This is a genomic window from Streptomyces sp. LN549 (genome assembly GCF_043203805.1).
Lineage (GTDB): Bacteria > Actinomycetota > Actinomycetes > Streptomycetales > Streptomycetaceae > Streptomyces.
Window position 1 is genome coordinate 3,721,568 of record NZ_JAZHRI010000002.1, and the last position, 23,737, is coordinate 3,745,304.

16 protein-coding genes are annotated in these 23,737 nt (G+C 69.4%); 11 read left to right on the plus strand and 5 right to left on the minus strand.

The window, feature by feature from the left end:
* Positions 1–96 precede the first annotated feature (96 nt).
* The 5 genes from SH922_RS16685 to SH922_RS16705 all read left to right on the plus strand — a co-directional run bounded on the left by SH922_RS16685 (position 97) and on the right by SH922_RS16705 (position 9,588).
* Entirely contained in the window at positions 97–219 is a 123-nt protein-coding gene (locus SH922_RS16685) for a PmrA (protein WP_393058749.1), read from the plus strand.
* A 201-nt stretch (positions 220–420) separates the two neighbouring features.
* A complete protein-coding gene (locus tag SH922_RS16690) occupies positions 421–726 on the plus strand; it encodes a trypco2 family protein (RefSeq protein WP_393058750.1) in 306 nt (101 codons plus the stop codon).
* Between the two features lie 7 nt (positions 727–733).
* Positions 734–4,402, plus strand: coding sequence for a trypsin-like peptidase domain-containing protein (locus SH922_RS16695; RefSeq protein ID WP_393058751.1), 3,669 nt, complete (start codon positions 734–736; stop codon positions 4,400–4,402).
* A gap of 631 nt (positions 4,403–5,033) precedes the next feature.
* Positions 5,034–7,730, plus strand: a complete 2,697-nt coding sequence (locus SH922_RS16700) for an FG-GAP-like repeat-containing protein (protein WP_393058752.1) — start codon at positions 5,034–5,036, stop codon at positions 7,728–7,730.
* A gap of 358 nt (positions 7,731–8,088) precedes the next feature.
* Positions 8,089–9,588 (plus strand): glycosyltransferase family 39 protein, encoded by a 1,500-nt coding sequence (locus SH922_RS16705; protein WP_393058753.1) that lies wholly within the window; start codon positions 8,089–8,091, stop codon positions 9,586–9,588.
* Here the strand turns inward: SH922_RS16705 and SH922_RS16710 are convergent.
* The 4 genes from SH922_RS16710 to SH922_RS16725 all read right to left on the minus strand — a co-directional run bounded on the left by SH922_RS16710 (position 9,576) and on the right by SH922_RS16725 (position 15,560).
* Positions 9,576–9,800 (minus strand): hypothetical protein, encoded by a 225-nt coding sequence (locus SH922_RS16710; RefSeq protein WP_393058754.1) that lies wholly within the window; start codon positions 9,798–9,800, stop codon positions 9,576–9,578. The two genes, SH922_RS16705 and SH922_RS16710, sit on opposite strands and share 13 nt — an antisense overlap.
* 136 nt (positions 9,801–9,936) lie before the next feature.
* The gene (locus SH922_RS16715; protein WP_393058755.1) at positions 9,937–10,836 is read right to left on the minus strand and encodes an adhesin; all 900 of its coding nucleotides are present in this window, start codon (positions 10,834–10,836) and stop codon (positions 9,937–9,939) included.
* Positions 10,837–10,983: 147 nt separating this feature from the next.
* On the minus strand, positions 10,984–12,813 hold the full coding sequence (locus SH922_RS16720; protein ID WP_393058756.1) for an MFS transporter: 1,830 nt from the start codon (positions 12,811–12,813) through the stop codon (positions 10,984–10,986).
* Between the two features lie 245 nt (positions 12,814–13,058).
* Entirely contained in the window at positions 13,059–15,560 is a 2,502-nt protein-coding gene (locus SH922_RS16725; protein ID WP_393063586.1) for a serine hydrolase, read from the minus strand.
* Between the two features lie 194 nt (positions 15,561–15,754).
* Here SH922_RS16725 and SH922_RS16730 point away from each other — a divergent pair, with 194 nt between their 5' ends.
* From SH922_RS16730 to SH922_RS16740, 3 genes are all read left to right on the plus strand, one after another.
* A complete protein-coding gene (locus SH922_RS16730; RefSeq protein ID WP_350991471.1) occupies positions 15,755–16,477 on the plus strand; it encodes a GPP34 family phosphoprotein in 723 nt (240 codons plus the stop codon).
* A gap of 244 nt (positions 16,478–16,721) precedes the next feature.
* Positions 16,722–17,591, plus strand: coding sequence for a helix-turn-helix domain-containing protein (locus SH922_RS16735; protein WP_393058757.1), 870 nt, complete (start codon positions 16,722–16,724; stop codon positions 17,589–17,591).
* Between the two features lie 243 nt (positions 17,592–17,834).
* The gene (locus SH922_RS16740; RefSeq protein WP_393058758.1) at positions 17,835–18,041 is read left to right on the plus strand and encodes a DUF397 domain-containing protein; all 207 of its coding nucleotides are present in this window, start codon (positions 17,835–17,837) and stop codon (positions 18,039–18,041) included.
* A gap of 142 nt (positions 18,042–18,183) precedes the next feature.
* Here the strand turns inward: SH922_RS16740 and SH922_RS16745 are convergent, their stop codons facing one another.
* A complete protein-coding gene (locus tag SH922_RS16745) occupies positions 18,184–19,035 on the minus strand; it encodes a hypothetical protein (RefSeq protein WP_393058759.1) in 852 nt (283 codons plus the stop codon).
* 174 nt (positions 19,036–19,209) lie between these two features.
* Between SH922_RS16745 and SH922_RS16750 the strand changes: the two genes are divergently transcribed.
* From SH922_RS16750 to SH922_RS16760, 3 genes are all read left to right on the plus strand, one after another.
* Positions 19,210–20,853: a recombinase family protein gene (locus SH922_RS16750; RefSeq protein ID WP_393058760.1), complete on the plus strand. Its 1,644-nt coding sequence runs from the start codon at positions 19,210–19,212 to the stop codon at positions 20,851–20,853.
* A gap of 71 nt (positions 20,854–20,924) precedes the next feature.
* Positions 20,925–21,707 (plus strand): SDR family oxidoreductase, encoded by a 783-nt coding sequence (locus tag SH922_RS16755; protein ID WP_393058761.1) that lies wholly within the window; start codon positions 20,925–20,927, stop codon positions 21,705–21,707.
* A gap of 379 nt (positions 21,708–22,086) precedes the next feature.
* Entirely contained in the window at positions 22,087–23,658 is a 1,572-nt protein-coding gene (locus SH922_RS16760) for a sodium:solute symporter family protein (RefSeq protein ID WP_393058762.1), read from the plus strand.
* Positions 23,659–23,737: the final 79 nt, after the last annotated feature.

Below are 23,737 nucleotides of genomic sequence, written 5' to 3' on the forward strand. Positions count from 1 at the left end.
GGATCGGCTCCGCTTCTCGTCGCAGGAAGCCGGACACCCCACAGGCTCCGCCACCGCGCCCTGACACACGACGCCGAGGACGGCACATCCACCCCGATGCTGCCGGCCCGCTCCCCCCACGCCTCCGTCCGCTCCCTGGAGCGGTACGCCCGCCCCGGCGTCGACGCGGTCGCCCGGCACGTCGCCGAACGCGCCCCTGCCACTCACCGTCGCAGGTGATTCCGAGCGCATCAGGGCCTCAGGATCATCCCTTTGCCCCTGTGGCGCGTACCTCGGTCACACCCCTATGCCGCTCGCCCCGGCCGGATTCCCGGTGGCCTCCGCCACAGCGAGCCGGTCGGACCGGATCGCGCAAGCGGGGGACACAACACCGGCTCTCTGCAACACTTTGCCTTCCGCTGGTTCATCTCGGGGGGCCACATGGACATCGAACTCGCCGACCTGCTCGCATCCCTGCGGTCGGAGATCAACCGCGCGCGCCTCGCAGCGCACGACCAGGACGTCAAGTTCCGTATCGACTCCATTGATCTTGAGCTCCAGGTAGCCGTGGAGAAGTCCGCCGAGGCCAACGCCGGGGTGCGGTTCTGGGTGGTGTCGCTCGGCGGCAAGGGCACTGCGAAGTCCGCGCAGACCCACACGGTCAAGATCAGCCTGACAGCCGAGACGGACACGGGCGAACTGGTCCGGACCAGTGACGACGTTTCGGACCTGCTGGCGACGAACTGATCGCTGAATGAGTCCCGTCGACACAGGCCGGGTGGCCGAGGTCCTGGTCAGACGCAGCGACAAGGCCGAGTACGGGTCCGGTTACCGCATCGCGTCCCGGCTCGTCCTCACGGCGGACCACATCCTCGGCGACGAGGCGGAGGACGTCGTCTGCACCGTCCTCCTCGGGGGACGTGACGACCAGTACCCCGCTACGCGGCTGTGGCGGAGCCCGACGCGGGATCTTGCGCTGCTGCACCTCGACGAGTCCGTGCCGGACAGGGTTCCAGCCGTCGTCTTCGGGCGTCTGCCGGAGGGCGCGGGCAGCGTCCCGTTCGCCTCGGTCGGGTTCCCCTCCTTCGCCTTGCGGCCCGAGTCGACGGGCGTGGAGGGGTTACGGCGACGTGAAAGCAAACAGGTCACCGGATTCGTGCAGCTCGGCTCGAACATGAAGTCGGGGATGCTGGACCTCACGTTCACCACCACCCCGCCCCGCGAACCGGCGCGAGGCATGCCGGACCCCTGGCTCGGCATGTCCGGCGCCGCCCTGTTCGCCGAGGACAGCGGGACGCTGATCGCGGTACAGGCGCAGCGCCTGCCCGCGGCGGGCACCAACAGCGCGGAGGCCGAGCCGATCGCCGCAGCGCTGGCCGACCCGGAGTTCTGCGCCGTGCTCGCCCGCAACGGCGTACCGTCCTGGACGGTACCGGTCCATCTGCCGCAGGATGCCGAACAGGGACCACTGCGCCCGGTCATCTCCCAGCACGAACTCATCGACGGCTTACCGGACTTCAAGAAGAACCTCACGCCGGACCGGCTGGCCTTCGTCTCGCCGGGCAGCGACCATCCGGCCGAGCCCGAGAAGCTGTTCGTGCGGTTGGTCAACGCGCGGGACACAGGCGTGCTCCTGGTGGGCGCTGCGGGCACCGGCAAGACCCGGACCTGCCTGGAAGTGGGCCGGCTCGCCCTGGAGGCGTGCTGGCGGGTCCTGCACGTGGTGCCCGGCGAGGAGGAGTCGGTGACCACGCGAATCGCTCAGGAAGTGTTCGCGGAGCCGACCCCCGTCCTGGTGGTCGTCGACTACCTGAACGAGGCACAGCTCGATCTGACGGCCCTGCGGCGCCAGTTGCTGCCCGAGGCCCGCCGCCGCCATGTTCACGTGGCGCTGCTCGCCTCCGTGCGTCCGGGCTGGCTGAAGCTGAAGAAGTCCAACAGTCCCCTGCTGCATGAGCTGTTCGAGGAGGTGGAACTGCGGCAGGACGACGAGTTCCAGCAACTGGTGGCGACCAACGCCCTGACGACTCTGGCACCGACGGCCATCCGCCGCCTGGGCATGGACCGCATGTTGGCGATCTGTGGGCGCCGCCCGATCGTGGCCCTGCTGGTCGCTCGGGAGATGGAGCACCGGATCGAGGCGCGGCTGTCCCTGCCCGAGACGGCAGGCCTGCGAGAGGGCGGCGAGCTGCCTGTCTGGCTGGTCAGCCGGCTCCGCGAGGACGAGCTGACCGTGCCCGGACGTACGAGCACGTACGCGCCGGCCCGCGCCTCCTACGTCCTGGTGGCCGCCGCGGCGGCCGCCGCGGCCTGTCCCCAGACCCACGCCCCCGTCATGGCCGCCGCCCAGGCGGCCCTCACCGAGGCCGCGGCCAACGGGGCGGCGGTGACCGACGTACCGGACGCCGAGGCCGTGGTGACGACCCTCGTGTCGCTGGGCTGGCTGGAGTCCGACAGCGAAGGCATGCTCTCCGTCGCCCACGACATCGTGGCCGACCAGTTCATGGAGTCCGTTCTCCTGCCTGAGCGGGACGCCGCCCCGGATGCGGCCGGCTCGTACGCCATGCTCGCCGGCTGCCTGACCAGCCCCCGCACCGTCGGGCGCTTCGCGGTCAACGTCACCCGCCTCGTCAACGACATGGCGCTGGTCGACCGCGCGAGCCCCGTGACCGCCGTACTCAACGACTGGTTCGTCGACCATGCCGACACCATCGGCCGCATCATGCGGTACGACTCCAACGTCGGCAGCTACGCCCTGGGCGCCGTCTGCTCGGATTCGCCCTGGTCCGCCGCCGCGGTCCGCTGTTGGGAACAGATCGTCGGCCCCTGGCTCGCCGCCTTCGGCACCGATGTCAACGCCCGCCACCTCCTCTACCGAGGACTGCGGCATCTACCGGACGACAGTGCCCGGCGCCTGGGCCGCACCGCACTGGGGTGGCTGAGGTTCCACGGGCACACGGACCAGGCCAAGTTCGTGCTCCGGCCGCTGCTGTCCCGGGACCTTCTCAGCGCGGGCGACGCCCGCCAAGCCATCACCACCGCGCTCGCCTGGCTCGGCGCCGACGACCGCATCGCCCAGCAGGACGCCCAGTTCGTACTCAGCCCGCTGCTCGACCGCACCGATCTCACCCCTGACAACGCGCGCAGAGCCATCGCCGCCGCGCTCACCTGGCTCGACACGGACAACCACAAGGCGAACATCGACGCCCAGTACGTCCTCAACACCCTGCTCGACCGCCCCGACCTCACCCCTGACGACGCGCGTCAGGCCGTCACCACCGCGCTCGCCTGGCTCGACACCGACGACCACATCACCACGGCCCAGGCCGGCTACGTCCTCGATCCGCTCCTCGAACACACCGTCCTCACGCCACACCAGGTACGGCAGGCCATCACGGCGACGTTCGCCTGGTTCGGTACGGATGATCGCGGCACCCACCTCGACGCCCAGTTCGTCCTGAACTCACTTCTCTCGCGCGGCGATCTCACTCACGATGAAGCGTGCCGAGCCATCACCACGGCCCTCGCCTGGCTCGACGCCGACAGCCACGCCGCGGCATTGGAGGCGAAGTTCGTCCTCGATCCGCTGCTCGACCGCGCCGAACTCACCCCCGGTGAGGCCGGGAGAACAGTCGCTGCCGCCCTCACCTGGCTCGGCACCGGCCACCACGCCGCCATGACGGGGTCCGAGTTCGTACTGGAGGCGCTGCTCAGGCAGCTCCCGAGCGAAGAAATGCCCGCTCAGGTGACCGGATTCGTCGAGGCATGGCTCGACGCGCGGATGCCGACGCCGGACTTCCTGTTCATGAGCAAGTGGGTGCTGCGCAAGAGGCTCATGAGTCCCAAGATCCTCAAGGCGCTGCTCTCCTGGGTCAACGCCAACCCCGATCACGAGGATGTCGTCCCGCGTATGGCCGCGGCCGCTCCGCTGGTGGGCCCCCACATCACGTCCTGGCAGAGCACCTGCGACTGGTTCCGCGCCGTCGAGCTCTGTCTCGACCACGCCGAACTGCGCGGGGCGGCGAGCAATCCGAACGGCATACTCGACGTCCTCATGTGCCAGCTCGCGATCGGATTCCGCACCGGGGTGGGGGCCGCTTGGGCGGACGACTGCATCCAGCGCTGGATCGCCCTGCCGTTCGCCATGAGCGCCGCCGTCTTCCGCCCGCTGGTCACCATCGTCGCGCGCTGCCATGCCATGGCACTCAGTGGCCGGCTCACCGGGACGGAGGCGAGAGAGCTGGCCGAGCGCCTGCGCCGGTGGGCTTCCGGGTGGCCCGCCGACGAACGCAGGGCCGAGACCCTCCACTTCATCGACACCCACATGCTGCCGAATCCGGACACCACCCACAGGCAACGGCCGGCACCACTGCCCCGACCGCGCCCCGGGTCGCCCGAAGACCGTGTGCCGCGAACTCACTGAGCCCGAGGACGAGCAGGACTCCGCCGCAGTGGTCGCTGTCGCCGACCGGAAGCAGGCGCCGGGACCGCAGACGGCATGATGACCGCGCCGCACGGCCGGGAGTGTGAGGCGCGGCCGGTGATCACTTGCTACCCCCGCTTGATCTCGTCGCGTACGGCACGAACAGAGCGAATAGCCGGAATCACCTTTTTTGGACAGCGCCTGGATCTGGTCGATGAGGAACCCCAGGAAAGTGACCCCTCCCGCGACCGCACCCATGGCGACTGCCACCCAACCCGCGAGTTCCATGCAGCTCCTTCCAAGACTGATCGGTGAGGAACCGGAGTGCACGCCCTCCGATTCCCCGACTGATCGGCAGGAGTGCGTAACCGGGCGCCTCATCAGCGCCGATCTGATCTTGACCGTGAACTACACGGATTCTGGGCCGAGTTAGGCGTACGTGGCCGGGCCCGCCCTGTCCTTTGCTCCAGGGAGGGTGCCGCCTTCGTCGAAGCGATGGATCGCCTCCCGGACAGCGTCGGACCCGGCCTCAGGTGTGACACTCCGGGCCTCGCGGACGCTGGGTACTTCAGACCGTCAATTGAATTTGTGGTGCTCACGTGACCGCGAACGGAAACAATGGGGTGGGGCATTGAGCCCGCGCACAAAGCACGCGTACAAACCGCTGAGCCTGAAGAGACGGGCGTGGCTGACCGTCGGCGCCGTCGTCCTGGGCGGGGCGGGGGCGACGGCCTACGCGGTCGCCGAGCCGGCCGGCAGCGGACCGGCGGACGGCCACAAGGGGCGGGCCGCGGCCGTGCGTACGGTCAAGCTCGCCGGGCAGGGTACCGGCCGCAAGGGGCTGCCGAAGCAGGACACCGCGCAGTTCAGCGCGGTCCTGCTGACCTGGTCGGACCCGGAGGCCAAGCTCAAGGGGACCGCCCAGATCCGATCACAGGAGGCCGAGACCGGCAAGTGGTCGGGCTGGCAGGCCCTGCCGGACGATCCCTTCTCCGCCGACGGCAAGGAGGCCGCGGACGCGGCCACCCGCGGCGGCACCGCCTCGGTGTGGACCGGGCCCGCGGACGGCGTCGAGGTGCGGGTGGTCGCCACCGACGGCTCCGCCTCCGCCCTCCCGTCCGGCATGGACGTGAAGCTCCTCGACCCGGGCACCGACCCGACGAGCACCACGAAGCCCGTCGCGTACACGGAGGACGTCACTCCGACGCCGACGCCGACGGACACTGTCACCACCACGGCGACACCTACGGACACCGCGTCCCCGACGGGCTCGGCCTCTCCGACCGACACCGCGGAGCCCAGCACCACGCCCAGCACCACGCCGAGCGAGACGGTCACGGCCTCCCCGTCTCCGACCGTCCCGGCCCCCCTGCCCTCGACCGTCGTCAAGCCGCCGGTCATCACGCAGGCCGAGTGGGGTGCCTCCACCGACTACGACGGCACACCCGGGTACGGCCAGGAGATCAAGGCCGCCGTCGTCCACCACACCGGTGTGGACCAGGACAACGGTGTCCCGTGCAGCCAGTCGAAGGCCCGCATGCGCACCATCCAGCAGGAGCACTTCGCTCGCGGCTACTACGACATCGGCTACAACTTCGTCGTCGACCGCTGTGGCCAGATCTTCGAGGGCCGCAGCGGCGGCATGGACCTCCCGGTGGTCGGCGCCCACGACGTCGGCTTCAACACCAACACGGTCGGTATCTCGTACATCGGTAACACGATGACGCTGAACCCGACCCGGGCCGGCCTGGAGGCCATCTCCCGGATCATCGCGTGGAAGTTCGGCATGTACGGCATCAGCCCGACCTCCAGCGTGACCCTGGTGTCCGGTTCACCGCTCGGCCAGGACGGCAACAAGGTCGCCGAGGGCACCTCGATCACGCTGCCCCGGGTCTTCGGCCACCGCGACACCAACACCACGCTCTGCCCCGGCGATGCGCTGTACAGCAAGCTGCCGCTGATCCGCACCCTCGCTGCCGCGCCCGGCGTCTCGCATGCCCTCACCCGCTCGGACTTCAACGGTGACGGCGTGACCGACCTGGTCGCCGGCACCCCGAAGACGAGCAGCAGCGCCGGTTCGATCACGGTCGTCCCGGGCGGTGACAGCGGCCCGGTCGCCACCGCCGGGACGATCATCGACCAGAACAGCACCGGCGTCCCCGGCAGCAGCGAGTCCGGTGACCTCTTCGGCACGTCCAACGCCTACGGCGATGTCAACGGCGACGGATACGGCGACCTGGTCATCGGCGCGCCCGGAGAGGACGACACCAGCGGCCACGCCGACTCGGGCTTCGTCTCCGTGATGTACGGTCCCTCGCTCACCACCGGCACGTCGTACGGGACCGCCACCGCGACCCGCGCCGCCGGTGAGAAGCTCGGCACCTCCGTCGCCACCGGTGACTTCAACGCGGACGGCAAGGCCGACGTCTTCTCGGTCGCGCCCGGCACGCCCGGCCGCTGGTGGTCGTACGACTCCCAGTCCGGCGCCGCCACGTCGGGGTATCTGAACACCTCCGCCTACACCGCGGCCGTCTCCTACGCGGCCGTCGCCACCGGTGACTTCAACCTGGACGGCTACGCGGATGCCGTCGTCAACTTCCGTGACCCGAGCAGCGTTTCCCGGATTCTGTGGCTGAAGGGCTCACCCACCGGCCTGCAGCGCGTGGGGATCCTCACGGCGAAGGGCGGCCGCTCCCTCGCCGCCGGTGACGTCACCGGCGACGGCATCGACGACCTGGTCGTCGGCCAGCCGGGCACGACCGAGTCGGGCACGACCGCCAAGGGCGGCACGGTCACTCTGATCAAGGGCACCACGACCGGCCTCGCCCCGACCGGCACGGTCACTCTCGGGCAGGACTCCGCCGATGTGCCGGGCACCGGTGAGGCGGGCGACGACCTCGGCACCTCCGTCGCCGTCGGCGACTACAACCTCGACGGTTACGCGGACGTTCTGGCCGGCGCCCCGAACGAGGACATCGCCCGCGGCGGTGTGAGCCAGGTCGACGCCGGTACGGTGATCCTCTTCAAGGGCACCTCCGCCGGTATCTCCGGCACCGGCTCGATCGCGTACAGCCAGGACACGGCCGACATCTCGGGCGACACCGAATCCGGCGACCGTCTCGGATCCGCAGCCCTCCTCCAGGACCTGTCCGGTTACGGCCGTGCGGACCTGGCGATCGGCGCGGACGGCGAGAACGCCGGCGACGGCGTCTTCCTGCAGCTGGACAGCGGCAGCGCGGGCGTCTCCCCCAAGAGCGCCGTCTACTACGGCCGCTCCAACCTCGGCACCCCGGTAGCGGCCCACCTCGGCCAGACGCTGACGCCGTAGGAACCCAGGCAGGACCGGAAGGGCCGGTACTCAGCAGGAATCGCTGAGTACCGGCCCTTCCGCCGCTCTTCAGGCGTGAGGGAGGCGCTACCAGGGGCTTCCGGCCGGGCGACGCAGCGAGCGCGCATGGCAGGCGGGACTTGCAGAACGCGCTCAGGGCCGGGAGGACTACGTCCGCCGGGCGAAGGGCCCTCCGCCGTAGTCCCTGCGGCGGACCTCAGGGGTCGCCATCTCAGGTGACGACCTCGACGAGGCTGCCACCTAGCGTGTTTCAGGTGATCGGGATCGTCCGGCGACTGCCCGGCATTCCGGTGGTCCCCTTCGCGCCGAGCAGAGGTTCGCCATGCCTGGATCTGTCATGCCCCGAACAAAACAGAGGGCGGGATCAGTCGCAGCCGGGCCGGCGGCCCTCACTCTCCTTCTCGGCCTGTGGGGCATCACCCGCGACAACAGCATGTGGCGCGACGAAGCGGCGACGTGGGAGGCGGCCCACAGGAGCGTCCCCGAGACACTGCACCTGCTGGACCGGATCGACGTCGTGCACGGCCTCTACTACCTGTTCATGCACGGGGTCTTCGCCCTCGCCGGAGACAGTCTCGTCGCCCTGCGGCTGCCGTCCGCGCTGGCCATGGCCGGCGCCGCCGCTCTGATCACCCTCCTGGGTTCCCGACTGGCCGGCCGCTGCGCGGGCCTCGCCGGCGGACTGGCCTTCGCCCTGATCCCCGCGGTCCAGCAGTTCGCACAGGAGGGGCGCCCCTACGCCCTGGTGACGGCGTGTTCGGCCCTGGCCTGCCTGCTACTGGTCACCGCGGTGGACAGCCCGGGCACGGGGCGCTGGGCGGCTTACGGCGTGACCGTGCTGGTCGCGGCACTGCTCAACTGGTTCTCGCTCCTGATGCTGTGCGCCCACGCGGCGACGATCACCCTGGCCCGCCCACCGCGCGCCACCGTGGTGCGCTGGGGCGTCGCCTCGTCCTGCGCCGTGATCGGCACGCTCCCCCTCGTGGTGGCGAGCGGGACGCAGTCGCAGCAGGTGGCCTGGATCCGGCCCGTCAGCCCGGGAACGCTGTCCGTACTCCTGCTCACGTTGGCCGCAGGCGCCCTCTGCACATGGGCGATACGGTCGGGAGAAGGCCGCCGCATGCCCCGCGGCACGCGACTCCCGCTCACCGCGGTCGCCCTGCCCCTGCTCGTGTTTCCCCCGCTCGTGCTGCTCGCGGCCTCCCTGGCCCGTCCCGTCTACCTCACCCGCTACGTCCTGTTCAACCACATCGGGCTCGCCCTGCTCATCGGCGGAGCCTGCCACGCACTCGCGTCGCGGCTGCGCACTCCTCCTCGCCGGACGATCGTCGCGGTCACGGCTCTCGCCTTTCTCGGGCTGCTCCCCCTCCAGTTGTCACTGCGCAGCGCGAACAGCCGGATCGACGACGTGCTGGCCACGGCCGACAGCGTCGCCGCCGTCCGCGAGACGGGTGACGCGGTGCTGTACATCCCCGCGGCGCGCCGTGACACCGCCCTCGTCTCCCCCGCCGCTTTCACCGGGACCAAGGACCTGGCCCTGGTCCGGGGCCCGCTGGAGTCCGGCACCCTGAGCGGCGTGGAGGGCAGCCCGGAACAGATAGCCGCCGCGATGGGGGCCGTACGCCGGATCGTCGTCGTCAGTGACGCGGGGGCCCCGGCCGCCTCCACGGATCGCGACCGGGCCAAACAGCGCGCCCTGAAGGCACACTTCGTGCGCTGTTCCGCGACCACCGCACGCGGCCGCCAGGTCACGGTGTACCGACGCCGCCACGGCCGCGGCGGGTGTGCCACGGCCGGCCGCGGCACCGAACCACTCCGCGCCGGTCAACGACCCTGATTCCTGGGGTGGTTGCGAGCCGTACGCTCATTGCCGAACTTGTACGCGCCCGTCCAGCGGGCCATCACCGCCTGCGCGTCCCCGGCCTCCACCTCGGCCACGAACTTCGCCGCCCGGTCACCTCGCAGCGTCGTGGCCTTCCGGTCGCGATGAGTGATGAGAACAGTGCCGTCGTTGCGGGACTCGTAGCTGAAGCCCGAGGGTGCCGGCATGGGCGCACCTGCCTTGTCTCGTATCCGCACGCGCCCGTCCGCACACGTCCACCCGGAGTTCGGGACGCGCGTGTCCGCCCGGGAGAGGAAGTATCCGCCGGGAGAGGAAGTATCCCCCCACCCGGCAGACGCCGCCTCAGCGGCAGGCGACCTTCAGTTGCGCCGCCGCATGATGCGCGCCCACCAGCTGCGTACTGCCCCAGTCCCGGCCCCGGTCGATCAGCTGGACCGCGAAGGTGTCGCCCTTGACCGGGTAGCTGTTCACGTCGACCGCGCTGCCCCGGTGCACGGTCTGGCGTACGGCGAAGCCCGTGTACGCGGAGTCCGCGTCTCCGGGGTCGGAGAGCACCCGGTAGACGGTGGGGTTCCCGGCGACGTCCCGGTCCCGGTCCGAGCGCGGGACGAAGACGGTCAGCGCGCACTCGCGGAAACCGGGCCCCAGGTGCCAGGACCAGGTGGCGGTGTTGCCACGGTCCTCGTCCGGGCTGCCGGACATCGGGACGGCGCTGAACCGGCCGTCGCACGAGCCGCCGTGGAAGCCGCCCGAGGCGACCGTGTACCAGCCCGCGTCACCGTTCTCGAAGCGCCCGTGCTCGCGGTACTCCCCCGTCGAGCAGCCCGGGCCCGCCCACGCCGTGTAGCGGTGGCCGGGCTGCTCCGACGGGGACGCAGGAGGAGGCGCGGACGGCGGGCGACCGCCGGACTCCGACGGTGTCGCGGCCGGTGAGGACGCGGGGTCGGTGGTGACCGGTCCGACGTCCGATGGGCTGATCCGGGTGGGAGCACCGCCCGCCCGGTCGCCGGCGCCGCCCGTGCCCGCACGGCCGACCGCCCCGACACGGGTCTCGCCCCCCGCCGACGCGATGAGCGACACCGCCGTGACGAGGGAGCCGGTCAGCACCACCACGCCCGCCGCCAGCCAGGCCTTACGGCTCCCGGGAAGGGTGGACAGCCGGCCCGCGAGCGTCTCCCGGGCGATCCACGCCCCGTCCCCGCTGCCCGCACGCGTCACGGCGTCGCAGTCGGGACAGCTCATCCCGGGCAGTGCCCCACGCCGTTCGCCGCCGCACTGTTGACACCTCATGCCAGCACACCATGCCAGTGCCGCGTCCCCGCGGGGAGAGCTCGTACGGAATTGGCCCGGCCGGTCCCCGTACCGCTGCGCGGGGACCGGCGGCGGGTGTCAGCGCAGTTCGTCCGGGCACGGTGTCCCGGGCGACAACTGGTAGGGAGCACCGAGCCGGTACACACCGGGTCGGGGGGCGAGCAGTTCCGTCCACTCGACGCCCTGCTCGTCCTCCTCCAACTTGATCAGGCAGCCGTTCGTGTTCACGAAGGACTTCGGGGTGTCCTTGTCCGCACGCTGCTTGGACGCCTCGGTCTCCTGCGGCCGCTCCAGGCTGTTGCCGTCCTCGTCGACGACCGCGAGCCAGCGCGAGTACGGGATACGGATCAGCACCCGGCCCGCCTTCTTCACATGGATCGTCAGCTCCCCGGCACTGGCCTCGTCCACCGTCGCCGGCGGATCCGCCATCGGCACGGGGCTGTCGACCGCGAAGAGCCGCCAGTTCTCGTCGGACCAGATCGCCTTGAGGTACGGCTGCCCCTTGTCGACCAGCTCGGCCTCCTGGACGGCGCCGCTGGAGTCCGGGTCGCCCGTGGGCAGCACCACGTAGTGCACGGCCCAGCGGTCGAGCCACTGACGGTAGTTCACGGGGTTCAGGGTGTCGTCGTAGAAGAGCGGGTTGCGCTCCATGTCGGCCTGCCGGTTCCAGCCGCGGGCCAGATTGACGTACGGCAGCATCGCGGCCGCCTCCCGGTGGCTGCTCGGGGGGACCACCTCGACCCGGCCCCGATCGGCACCGATCTGCTGCAGCTGGTCGACCAGCGGCGCCAACGCGCGCGCCCACGACGCGGTGGGCGCGGTCTTGACGATGTCGTCGACACCCTTGAAGCCGATCCAGAAGTTCAGCCCGGCGAACGCGATGACCAGTGCGTACCACTTACGGGAACGCGGCACGGTGTACGGCAGCGCGGCAAGCAGCACCACCCCGGCGAACAGCATCGCCATCCGCGAGACGTTCGAGCCGATCTGCGAGTCGATCACATACGTCAGCAGCGTCCCGATGCCGTAGACGGCGGCCGCGGTGCGCACCGTCCTCCAGTCGCCCGGCACCAGGAAGAAGACGAGACCTGCGAAGAGGAACGGCAGCGAAAGCGTCGCGATCGACATCGGCTGCGTACCGGAGAACGGGAACAGCCACGCGGACAGCGCCACCACCGCGACCGGCGCCAGCCCCAGGGCGTACGCGCCGGGGCGCCGCCCGTTCAGGAACAGGGCGGCCGCGATCACTCCGAGGAAGAGCCCGGCCACCGGACTGCCCGCCGTCGCGAGCGCGGCGAGCGGTGCGGCGACGGCCGCCTTCGCCCAGCGCTTGTACCGCCAGCGGTGGGGCCAGCAGAACACCGCTGCGGCCGCGCCGACCGCGAACATCATGCCGAGCCCGAACGTCACCCGGCCCGACAGCGCATTGCACAGATACGCGAAGACACCCGCCATCGAGCAGGCCAGCGGATTGCGCACCGCCTTCACCCGGTACAGGATCAGCGAGGTCAGACCCGCCGAGACCGTCCCGACGATCATCATCGTCGTGCGTACGCCGAGCAGCGACATCAGATACGGCGAGACGACGCTGTACGAGACGGGGTGCATGCCCCCGTACCAGGCCAGGTTGTACGCCGTCCCGGGGTGCCGGCCGACGAACTCGGCCCAGGCGTCCTGAGCCGCGATGTCACCGCCGCTGTTGGCGAAGAAGAGGAACCAGAGGATGTGGACGGCCGCCGCCACGGCGGTCGTCAGCAGCACGGGGTGGCTCAGACATCGCTGCTTGAGGCCGTCGAACCGGTCGGTGAAACGACGCGGCTCCTCCGGATCGCCTGTACCTTCCGGACTCCTCGTGGAGTCTGCGGAAGCCGTGCTGCGCTTCGCCCGTGTCGGCTCGGCCGTGGTCACTGCGACTCTCCCCGTCCCTCCCCGGACGCGTTGGAACCGCCGGCTTGCCTGCTCGGGTCTCATGGGCGGGAAGACGCGTTCCAGGGTCCACGCGTTGCCCCCGGGACGCTAACACGCACATTCTCGTCGCCGCCCCGAATATGCCCGTGAGGTCGCTCGCACCCCGGTCGCACCGAGCGCGGTGGTGCCCTGCGGGAGCGGATCCCGCAGGGCACCACCGGTACGCACCGGGCCGGTGCGGAGCGTCAGCCGATCCGGGTCAGCTTCTGGCCGAAGCCCGGGTCCTTCAGGTCCTGCTGGAGGGCGACCGGGGCGCTGACCTTCCCGGGGCCCGTCCCCACCGTCACCACGCCGACCTTCGTGCCCGCCTTCATGCTGCGCGAGATCTCCTCGCCGTTGCCCTGCACGGACAGCTCGACCTTGAGGCCCGGCCAGCCCTTCGCCTTGAGGTCACCGGTCGCGACCAGCGGAGTGCGGCCGCCGAACCCGTCGTCGACGTATCCGACGACATCGCCCTTCTTGACGACCGTGGCGGACGTCACGGCCTCCTGCGCGTCCTTGATCAGCTTGAGGCTGTTGTTCAGCGACATCACCAGGCTGTCGTAGGGCTGCCCGGTGCCCGCCTGCTGCCCCATGACCGCGCCGTAGATCCAGAGCTTCTTGCCGTCCACGACCGTGTTGGCGGACCAGACCAGGTTGCCGCCGGCCGGCGTGGAGGAGCCGGTCTTGATGCCGCTCACGCCCGGCTGCAGCAGGATCGTGTTGTTGTTGTAGATCGTCGCGTCGACGCCCTCGATATCGATCTGCGGAGTGTCCACGATCTCCCGGAGCACCTCGCTCTGCATCACGGCCCTGGCCAGCTTCAGCTGGTCGACAGCGGTGGAAACCGTCGTCTTCTTCAGGCCGCTCGGGTCCGTGTACGTGGTGTTGTCCATGCCGAGGTCCTTGGCCGCGGCGTTCATCTTCGCGACGAACTCGGTCTCGGAGGAGTCCCAGCGGGCGAAGAGGCGCGCGGCGTTGTTCCCGGACGGGATCATCAGCAGCTGCAGCAGCTGCTTCTCGGTGAACTGCTGCCCCTTGGTGATCGCCACCTTCGACTCGTCCTCGGCCTTGGACTCATCCTCGGCCTGCTGATCGACGGTGATCTTCTCGCCCTGCTCCTTGCCGGTGAGCGGGTGCTCCTTGAGCACCACGTACGCCGTCATGATCTTGGCGACGCTGGCGATGGGCGCCGGCTTCTGCGCCCCCGCCGAACCGAGCGAGCCGACACCGTCCACGGTGACCGCCGACTGCCCCTGCTCCGGCCAGGAGAGGTTCGGATCGCCGCCCTTGAAGGTGTACGACGACTCCGCCGTCATCGTGAGCACGGGGGCCGGCAACGGGCGCACCATCTGCACGATCGCAAACGCGATCAGCAGCAGGAGGACCAGCGGGGTCCAGATCTTGACCCGGCGCACGGCCGTGCGGACCGGGGTCTCCGGCGGCGGCGGGGTGTTCGTCAGCTCCGCCAGCAGGTCGAGCGGCGGCCGGGGCGGCATCGGCTGCTGCCGGGTCCGCTCGGCACCGCTGAGCGACACGGCGGGCTGCCCGGGCGCGGCTGCGGGGGCCTCCGGCGTTCGGGGGGCGGGGGCCGGCCGTACGTCGTCCGCGCGCAGCGGTACGAACTTGCTCGTCCGCTCGGCAGGGGCCTCCGGCCGGGCGCCGGTCTCCGGCTTCGCCGGTGGCGGGGTGATCTTCAGCGCGGTCGTGGGCTGGTCGACACGGGGCAGCTTCGGCGCCTTGAAGACGGCCGTCGCCTGATCGATTCCGCGCTCGTCCTCGGCGGGCTGCGCCTCGTCGCCGGACTCCTCGCGGGTCCGCGGAACACGTGCCTCGGAAGCGTTGTCCGGGGCGTCGCGGTCGGAGGTGTCGTCGGTGGATGGCTCGACGGTGGAGGGCTCGTCAGCAGAGTCAGCAGAGGACTCGGGCTCGGCGGGCTCGTCGGGCTCGGCGGGCTCGGCGGGCTCGTCGGACTCGGGAGCGGCACTGGGCGCGTCACTCTTCGCGTCCTCGCCCTTGGACACCCAAGCGGCAACGGCCGCACGCAACCGCGCGTCGCCGCCCTCGGGCTCGACGACCTCCTCCGGCTCGTCGGCCTTCTCCGGCTCGTCGGCGGGATCGGATGCGGCGGGCCCCTCGGACGCGTCGGGCTCGGCGGCAACGACGGGCTCAGCCCCCTCTGCGGGCTCCACAGGCCCCTCGGGCTCCTCGGGCGCCTCCGCAGCGCCCGGATCGGCCTCAGAGGCCTCCACCGGGCCCTCAGGGCCTTCCGCGGCCTCTGCGGCTCCCTCTGCCGTGCCCGAAGCAGCCTCGGGCTCCTGAGTGGTCGCCTCATCGCTTTCGGCGGAGCCACTCGAAGCGGCCCCGTCGGCGGCCCCGGCATCCGCATCGGCGTCCGCGTCGGCACCCACCTCAGCGGCGACATCACCATCGGTTGCGACATCTTCGACATCACCGGCAGCGGCTACGGCAACATCCGCATCCGCCGCAACCTCATCCGCGGCCTCGTCCACGGCCCCGCCCTCGGCGTCCTCCGCCTCCGGCGCGGACCGCTGCGTGCGGAAAACGGCCGTCGCCGTGTCCACACCGCCTCCGGACTCCGCCGGAGAGGCGGGTTCACGGAACACGGCAAGACGAGGATCAGCCTCGCTCCGAGTCGTTCCCGACGACTTCTGCTGCTCCGACTTGTCGGGGGACTCGCCCGCCACCGATGCCTCCTCCATGCGGCGCGGGGACATCCCCGCGCTGTCCGAACCATCTACCAGTGTCCCGTGTGAACCCATGTCCGAGCTGCTAGACGAGAACGACATACCTACTGGTTCCCGTACAAAGCACCCAGGCGCTCTCGACAGACAGATGTGAGAGGGGTCACCCTGTCACTCATCCACGCGGGGAGGCATGGATGGGCAGGAGCCGCAGAACAATTCCGGAGGAGCTTCTGCTGCTCGCTCTGGACCCGACCACGGGTACCACAGCGCAGCCGCAGTCGCTCGACCTCGGCCTGGCCGGGGCCCAGCTAGTAGAGCTGGCTCTGGCAGGACGGATAGCCCCTGATGGGGATCGTATCGCCGTGGTGATGCCACGGCCGACAGGAGATCCGACTCTGGACTCCGCACTGGAACTGCTGCGCAGACGCGGCAGCCCGGTCCGGGCCGTCCACTGGATCGGTGGACCCCGGTTGGGGCTCCGCCAGATTTACCTCGCTCATCTGGAGCGGTGCGGCATGGTGCATGCCGTGGCGGGCCAGATGTGCGGAGTGCTGCCGACGACTCGCTACCAGGCGACGGACACGGCAATCAGCCGGGACATCAGAACCAGGCTGGACAGTGCGATCCGCACCGGCGTACCGCCGGACCCGCGGACCGCGGCGCTCGCCGCACTGGCCCACGCGGTCGGACTCGGCAAGCACCTGTACCCCGGGAACGAGGGGCGCTCCTCGCGCTCCCGGCTCCGGGACCTGATCAGACACGACCCGATGGGCGGTCTCGTGGCGCACGCCGTGATGGACGTCCAGAACGGGGCGGTCGCACAACCGCGCCGCAACCAGGCGGCCGGAGTTCCGTTGCAACAGCAAGTGCAGTCGCAGTCACGCCGCGACAGCATGGCGCACACCGCGGCCCACTAGGACCGCACCGGCGTCGACGCAGCACCCGCACGCCCGCACCGCAACGCACCACCGCAACAACCGAATACCGCCGCACCGTCGTCCCCAAGACCCGGTTCGGGAGCCGCACCAAGCGCGGGGCAGCCGGTACCACCGGCTGCCCCGCGCCGCTGCGTGTGGCCGTTTCCCAGCGCGGCCGGGGGCGCGGGTGGCAATCTGCTGAGCAGTAGATACGCACAGCTACATAGCCGGAGGTGCCGTTTCCGTGCCGTCCAACGTCAATCCCACCGTCAGGCGACGCCGGTTGGGTCAGGAATTGCGCCGACTGCGCGAGATCAAGGGCATGACGGCCGAGGAGGTCGCGGAGCGCCTGCTGGTCTCGCAGTCCAAGATCAGCCGCCTGGAGAACGGCCGCCGCTCCATCAGCCAGCGCGACGTACGCGACCTCTGCGGGGTGTACGAGGTCGAGGACCACCGGGTCGTCGACTCGCTCATGCAGATGGCCAAGGACTCCCGCCAGCAGGGCTGGTGGCATGCCTTCGGCGACATCCCGTACAGCGTCTACATCGGCCTGGAGACCGATGCCGAGTCGCTGCGGGTGTACGAGCCCCAGGTGATCCCCGGCCTGCTGCAGACCCGTCAGTACGCCGAGTCGCTGATCAACGGCGCACTGCCGGAGGCCCCGCAGACGGACATCGACAAGCGCGTCAGCGTCCGCGCGCGCCGCCAGGACCGGATCACCGCCCCCGAGCACCCGTTGCGACTGTGGGCGGTCATCGACGAGTCCGCACTCCGCCGGCTGGTGGGCGGCAAGCAGGTGATGATCGAGCAGCTGGAGCGCCTGGTGGAGCTGTCGCACCTGCCGCACGTGACCGTCCAGGTGCTGCCGTTCGACATGGGGGCGCACCCCGGCATCAACGGGCAGTACGCCATTCTGGAATTCCCGGACGCCGCGGATTCCAGCGTGGTCTATATCGAGGGCGTCACCAGCGACCTCTATCTGGAGAAGGCCAATGACGTGCAGCGGTACAGCGTCATGTACGAGCACCTGAGGGCACAGGCGCTGAATGTGGAGCAGACCCGGCATTTCATCGACGGGATCGCGAAGGAGTACACCCGTCTGAACACGGCATGAACTCCGGCCGTACGAGCGCGTAAACCAGCCAGCCCGCAAAGTCCGGTATGAGAGAAATGAAGCGATGTTACGGGTGAGGCGACGGCACGGTACACCGTCGCCACCTCGTAGCGGAAGACCTGCATGGTATATACCATCCGGTCGAGTGAACGGCCCCTTCACTCGGGGAGCTTGGCGAGTAGCGTCGATCACGCCAACGGGAAGTCCGCTGGCGCTCACACAACTCTCTGAACCGGAGTGAACATGGCCATTCGTCAGGGTGCTACGGACAACTGGACGAAGTCGTCGTATTCCGGGGGCAACGGCGCCTGCGTCGAAGTCAAGTCCCCTCTTGCGCAGGCGATTGCCGTACGTGACTCGAAGGCCCCCGAAGGCCCTTCGCTCACCTTCGTCCCCGGCGCCTGGACCGCGTTCGTGCGTGATGTCGCCAAGGGCTCCGTCGACGCCTGACCGATGATTCCCTTAGGCCGTATCGCCGCACCGATCCAGGTGCTGCCGGTGGCCCTCTCGCCCGGTTCGCCGTCCTGGCCGAGGGGGCTCCCCGCGCAACCCGGGGGAACGGAACATCACACGGCTCCACCCGGCGCCCGATTCAGCGCAGCTGATCGACGTACCGGTCCGTGCCCGGCACGGTCGGGATGAACGGCGCCACCAGCTCCACCCGCCCCAGACCCGACTCCGCAACCGTCGCGTCGAGCCCGGCGAAGTGCTCCGCCCAGCAGTCCCGGGGATCCTCCTGGAGGAACCAGAGCAGGGTCAGCCGGGTGTCGACGCCCTCGACCTGCTTCACATAGGTCATCCGGTCGCCCGGCAGCGGGGTGGGACGGAACACCGTCACCATCGCCGCGGGCGACCCGCTCAGCCGCTTCGGCAGATGCCGGGAGCGCAGCCACTCCAGCAACTCGGCCCGCCGCCCGGGCCCTTCGGCGTCGATCACCTCCAGGACCAGTCCGCGGTAGGGATGGTCGAGGGCGTGGAAGTCCCGGGGACCGGCGGCCCCGTCCCGGTAGACCGTCGCCTCGTGGTCCTGGAACGCCGTGAAGACATGGGTGCGGTCCTGGTAGACCCGACCGTCCCGGTTGAGCCGCTTGTTGATACCGACGGTCCACTTCATGTGGTCGTCGTAGCGCCCGTCCGTCACCCAGTACGTGGACAGATAGCACCCGGCACCGACCGGCTGAGCGATCGCCGACTTCTCCGGGTAGCGCATCTCCTGCAGCTCCCGGGTCGCCACCCAGCGCCGGCCGGCGAACATCCAGGGCATCGCCATCGCGCCCGCGTAGTAATGATCATCTTCATACCATCGATGGTAGGCATGTTCATGACCAGGATGAGGCTCAACCATCGTGATCAGCGCGTGCCCGACCTTGACCCCATAGGGGCCGGCCGATGCCAACTCGGCATACAGGTCCGAGTGGTCCGCCTCGCGGCCGCCGTCGACCATACATCCTCCCTTGCCGCACAGATCCAGAACGCTTCTGACGGTAAGTCAGAACTCCAGCGATAGGAACGCCTGCGCGACTGGTCGTTCGTCTGCTGGATCGTTCCGCAATGCACCCCCGCCTTCACCCCAAATGGCTACGTTCAGGTGCGCATGGAACGACATGACAGGAGGGCCATGAGTCCACGTCACAGCGATGCCACCCCACCTACCGATCCCTCACCGGACGGGTTCGTGATCCCCGAGTACGTCCGCAACCGCACCCCGGTGGCGCTCGCCGTGGGCGACTCCATCCGGGACTACCGCCCTCGCCGCCCGGGCGCCTACCTGCGCACATCGTGCGACCGTCGAGGTGACGAGCGGGCGATCGACCTGCAACTCCACGACTCCGAAGAGAAGCGGATCAAGCTCGGATGGGGGCCGTTCGCCGAGACCTACCGGGAGAACGACACCGGAGCTTTCAAGAAGAGCAGAATCGCGAAAGCAGACGGCTCGGCCGAATGGGCAGTGGTGCGACCCGAGTTCCACCGCATGCTGGGAGATCTCCTGTCGGGCCGAATCGACGGCATCATCTTCTACGACACCGACCGGCTGGCGCGTCAGCCACGGGATCTTGAAGACCTGATCGATGTGGTCGAACACACCAAGCATCCGGCAATCGGCGTCACAGGCGACCTCAACCTGGTCAATGACGCCGACCGTCACATGGCCCGCATGTTGTGCATCATGGCCCTCAAGGCATCGGAGGACACCTCCCGCCGGGTGGCTCGGAATCATCTCGCGGACGCCACGGCCGGCGAGTTGACGGGCCGGACCCCGTACGCATGGAATCCGAACGGAACGCTGCGGCCGGACCGCGCGCGGGTGGCTTGCCGCATCTACGAACGCTTCACAACCGGTATGTCGATCGCCGGGATCGCTCGCGAACTCAATCGGGACAACATCCCGTCACCGCGTGGGGCAAAGTGGGCCCCGGCCACAGTGAAGGTCATCCTGACCAGCCCTCGCTACTGCGGGTTCGTCTCATATCGGGGCAAGCACCGAACCCAAGACACGCGCCAGACAGACGGCTGGGGCCGCGTCCTGTTGGGCGACGACGGCTTGCCCATCACGGGAAAATGGGAGCCGGTCATCTCGCGGAAGGCGTGGGCCGACACCCAGCTGGAACTCGATCGCCGCCGACTGCAGGATAGAAGCATGGGCGTCTCGGGGAACCCTGAGGGCGCCAACCAACGTAAGCACGTGTTCACCGGTCTTCTGCGATGCGGCATCTGCAGGGCCCGCATGAGCACCAAATGGGTATCCCGGCGGGGGCACGTCATCTACTACTGCCCCGGCAAGGTCCGCAACGCCTGCGGCAAGGTGAGTCGCCGCGCCGCGCCGGTCGACGCCCGGCTGGAAGAGCTGATCATGGAATGGGCCCGCGCACGCGCTGCTGCGTCTTCCGCAGCCGAAGTGCCGACCTTGCCTGTCAGCGACGTCAGAGCCCACATTTCCACGATCGACACCCGCAAAAGGGAACTCATCTCGGCGTGGGCAGCAGACGGCACCTCGGTACGCGGCATGCGTCCGGATGACTACTACCAGGCACTCTCCTCCATGAATGCCGAACTCGACAGGCTGGCGGAACAGCTGGCCAGGGCCGAGGAACAAGTCAATCGAGCACTGGCCCGTGACTATGAGAACGAGTGGAAGCAAGGAGGCCTCCAACAGCGCCGCGCCATCACCGGCAAGGTGTTCAAGGCCGTATACATCATGCCTTCCGGAAAGGGGCGAGCCCCGTTCAATCCCGCACATGTCAGCCCCGAGTACGTCGACTGACTTCCTTCTCTTCACATCTGCACCTACCCTGACGCCCCGTCAGGCATTACTGCCAGAGCCGGGAGGCGCCGATGTTGCTCGCGGGGAAGACCGTCATCGTGTCCGGGGTGGGCGCCGGGCTCGGGCATCAGATCGCGGCCACGGTCGTACGCGACGGGGGCAACGCGGTACTCGGGGCGCGCACTGCGGCCAATCTCGCGAAGTCGGCCGCCGAGATCGATCCGGAGGGGCTGCACACCGCGCACCTGGCCACCGACATCACTGACGAGGCGCAGTGCGAGGCACTCGCGGCGCTGGCCGTCGAGCGGTTCGGGCGGATCGACGCGGTGGTCCATGTCGCCGCCTGGGACAGCTACTTCGGCGGAGTCGAGGATGCCGATCTGGACACCTGGAAGGCGGTCGTCGATGTCAATCTGCTCGGCACCCTGCGGATGACGCGCGCCTGCCTGCCCGCGCTCAAGGAGCGGGGCGGTTCGGTCGTCGTCATCGGCACGCAGTCCGCGGTCGCGGCGCCGTCCCAGGTGCGGCAGGCGGCGTACGCGGCCTCCAAGGGCGCGCTCACCTCGGCGATGTACTCCATGGCATGGGAGTTCGGACCGCACCGGATCCGGGTGAACACCGTGCTGCCGGGCTGGATGTGGGGACCGCCGGTGCAGGCCTACGTGCAGTTCACCGCGCACACCGAGAAGGTGCCCGAGGCCGAGGTGCTGGGGAGGCTCTCCGGGCGGATGGCGCTTCCGGAGCTGGCGACGGACGGCGATGTGGCGGAGGCCGCGGTCTTCCTGGCCTCCGACCGGGCACGGGCGATCACCGGGCAGTCCCTGCTGGTCAACGCCGGCGAGCTGATGCGCTGACGCGCGGGCTCGCTTCGCAGGGAGTTCGGCAAGGACAGTTCTCCTCCTTCTCGGCCGCACGGGACCCGCATCCCGTGCGGTCTTTCTGTGCTCTTCGGCGCTCCTGGACGTTCTCTTGTTTCTCTGCACAGCCTGACGAAGTGCCCGCTCATCGTGTGGCCGCCGTCACGTTCACGACAACGCCCCCGTGGGTCAAGAACGAGTAAAATCGTTCGGCTTGCTGATCCGCGTTCACATCTCTGATCGTTGGAGACCTTGACCGAGGGACCGAACAGGCGGTTCAATCCCCGAAGTCCCCGTTCCCGCACGGGGGCCCCGCTGAACGGCCGTACTGACGAAGTGCGTACCCGTTCACAAGGCGGACCCCAGGAGGGGGCACATGAACAGTCTCGACTGGGTCGTGCTCATCGGCTACTTCGGCGTGATGATCGCGATCGGACTCTGGTCCCACAAGCGTGTCGACAACGTCAGCGACTTCTTCACGGCCGGCGGCAAGATGCCGTGGTGGCTTTCCGGCATCTCGCACCACATGTCCGGCTACAGCGCCGTGATGTTCACCGGCTACGCCGGCATCGCGTACCAGTACGGCGTCACGTCCTTCGTGACGTGGTCGCTCCCCATCGCCATCGGCATCGGGATCGGCGCCAAGCTCTTCGCTCCCCGGCTGAACCGGCTGCGCTCGCGGCTGCACGTCGCCTCGCCGCTCGAGTACCTGAAGAACCGCTACAACATCCAGACCCAGCAGGCGCTCGCCTGGTCCGGGCTGCTGCTGAAGATCGTGGACGTCGGCGCCAAGTGGGCGGCCATCGCCACCCTGCTCTCCGTCTTCACGGGCATCACCCTGACCCAGGGCATCTTCATCACCGGCCTCATCACGGCCGTCTACTGCACGGTCGGCGGCCTGTGGGCCGACGCGCTCACCGAGCTGGGGCAGTTCGTCATCCAGCTGTTCGCCGGCATCGCGATGCTCGTCACCGCGATGAGCAAGCTCGACGGCTTCAGCACCCTGTGGACGGTCTGGGACAAGCTGCCCGAGGGCCACACGGACCCGACGGCCGGTCCGTACACCGTGACCTTCCTGCTGGCGTACCTGTTCATCAAGACCTTCGAGTACAACGGCGGCATGTGGAACCAGGCCCAGCGCTACATGGCCACGGACTCCGCCGCCTCCGCGACCCGCTCGGCGCGGCTCTCCGCCATCCTGTGGCTGGTCTGGCCGACGGTCCTGTTCTTCCCCATGTGGTGCGCCCCGCTGCTCGTCGACGCCCAGAAGCCGGACGCCTCGGACAGCTACGCGCTCATGACCGAGCAGCTGCTGCCGCACGGTCTGCTGGGCCTGGTCGTCGTCGGCTTCTTCTCGCACACGATGGCCATGTGCTCCTCGGACGCCAACGCCATCGCGGCCGTCTTCACCCGCGACATCGCCCCGGTCTTCTCCAAGGCGGCCCGCAACTGGAGCGACCGCGCCGGCCTGATGGCCGCACGGCTCTCCACGCTCGGCTTCCTGGGCCTGTCCATGGCGCTGGCGACCCAGATCAACTCGCCGACGTTCAAGGACATCATCTCCGTCGTCATCAAGTGGGTCGCCGGTCTGATGGGTCCGATCGCGATCCCGTTCATGCTGGGTCTGCTGCGCAGGTTCCGTAAGTCGGGACCGACGGCGGCGCTCACCAGCTGGGCGGCCGGTCTGCTGGCGTTCTACTTCACCAACTACAACTTCGACGGTTCGGTGAAGACGAATGTCGCCCTGCAGTACCAGGTGGCACTGCCGCTGGCGATCTCGCTGGTGCTCTACATCGTCATCGGCTTCATCAAGCCGGAGGACACCCCGGAGCGCGACGCGATCATCGAGCAGATCAACACGGACGGCGACGGCCCGGCAACCGGTGCGACCGTGCCGGCCCAGGGCGGTCCCGAGGACGTGGCAGTCGTGGAGGGCGTGAAGGACTGACGCCTGCGGCTGTACGGGGGTGAGGGGCGGATTTACGGATGCGGCGGCTTCCGTAACCCCGCCCCTCACTCATTCCGGC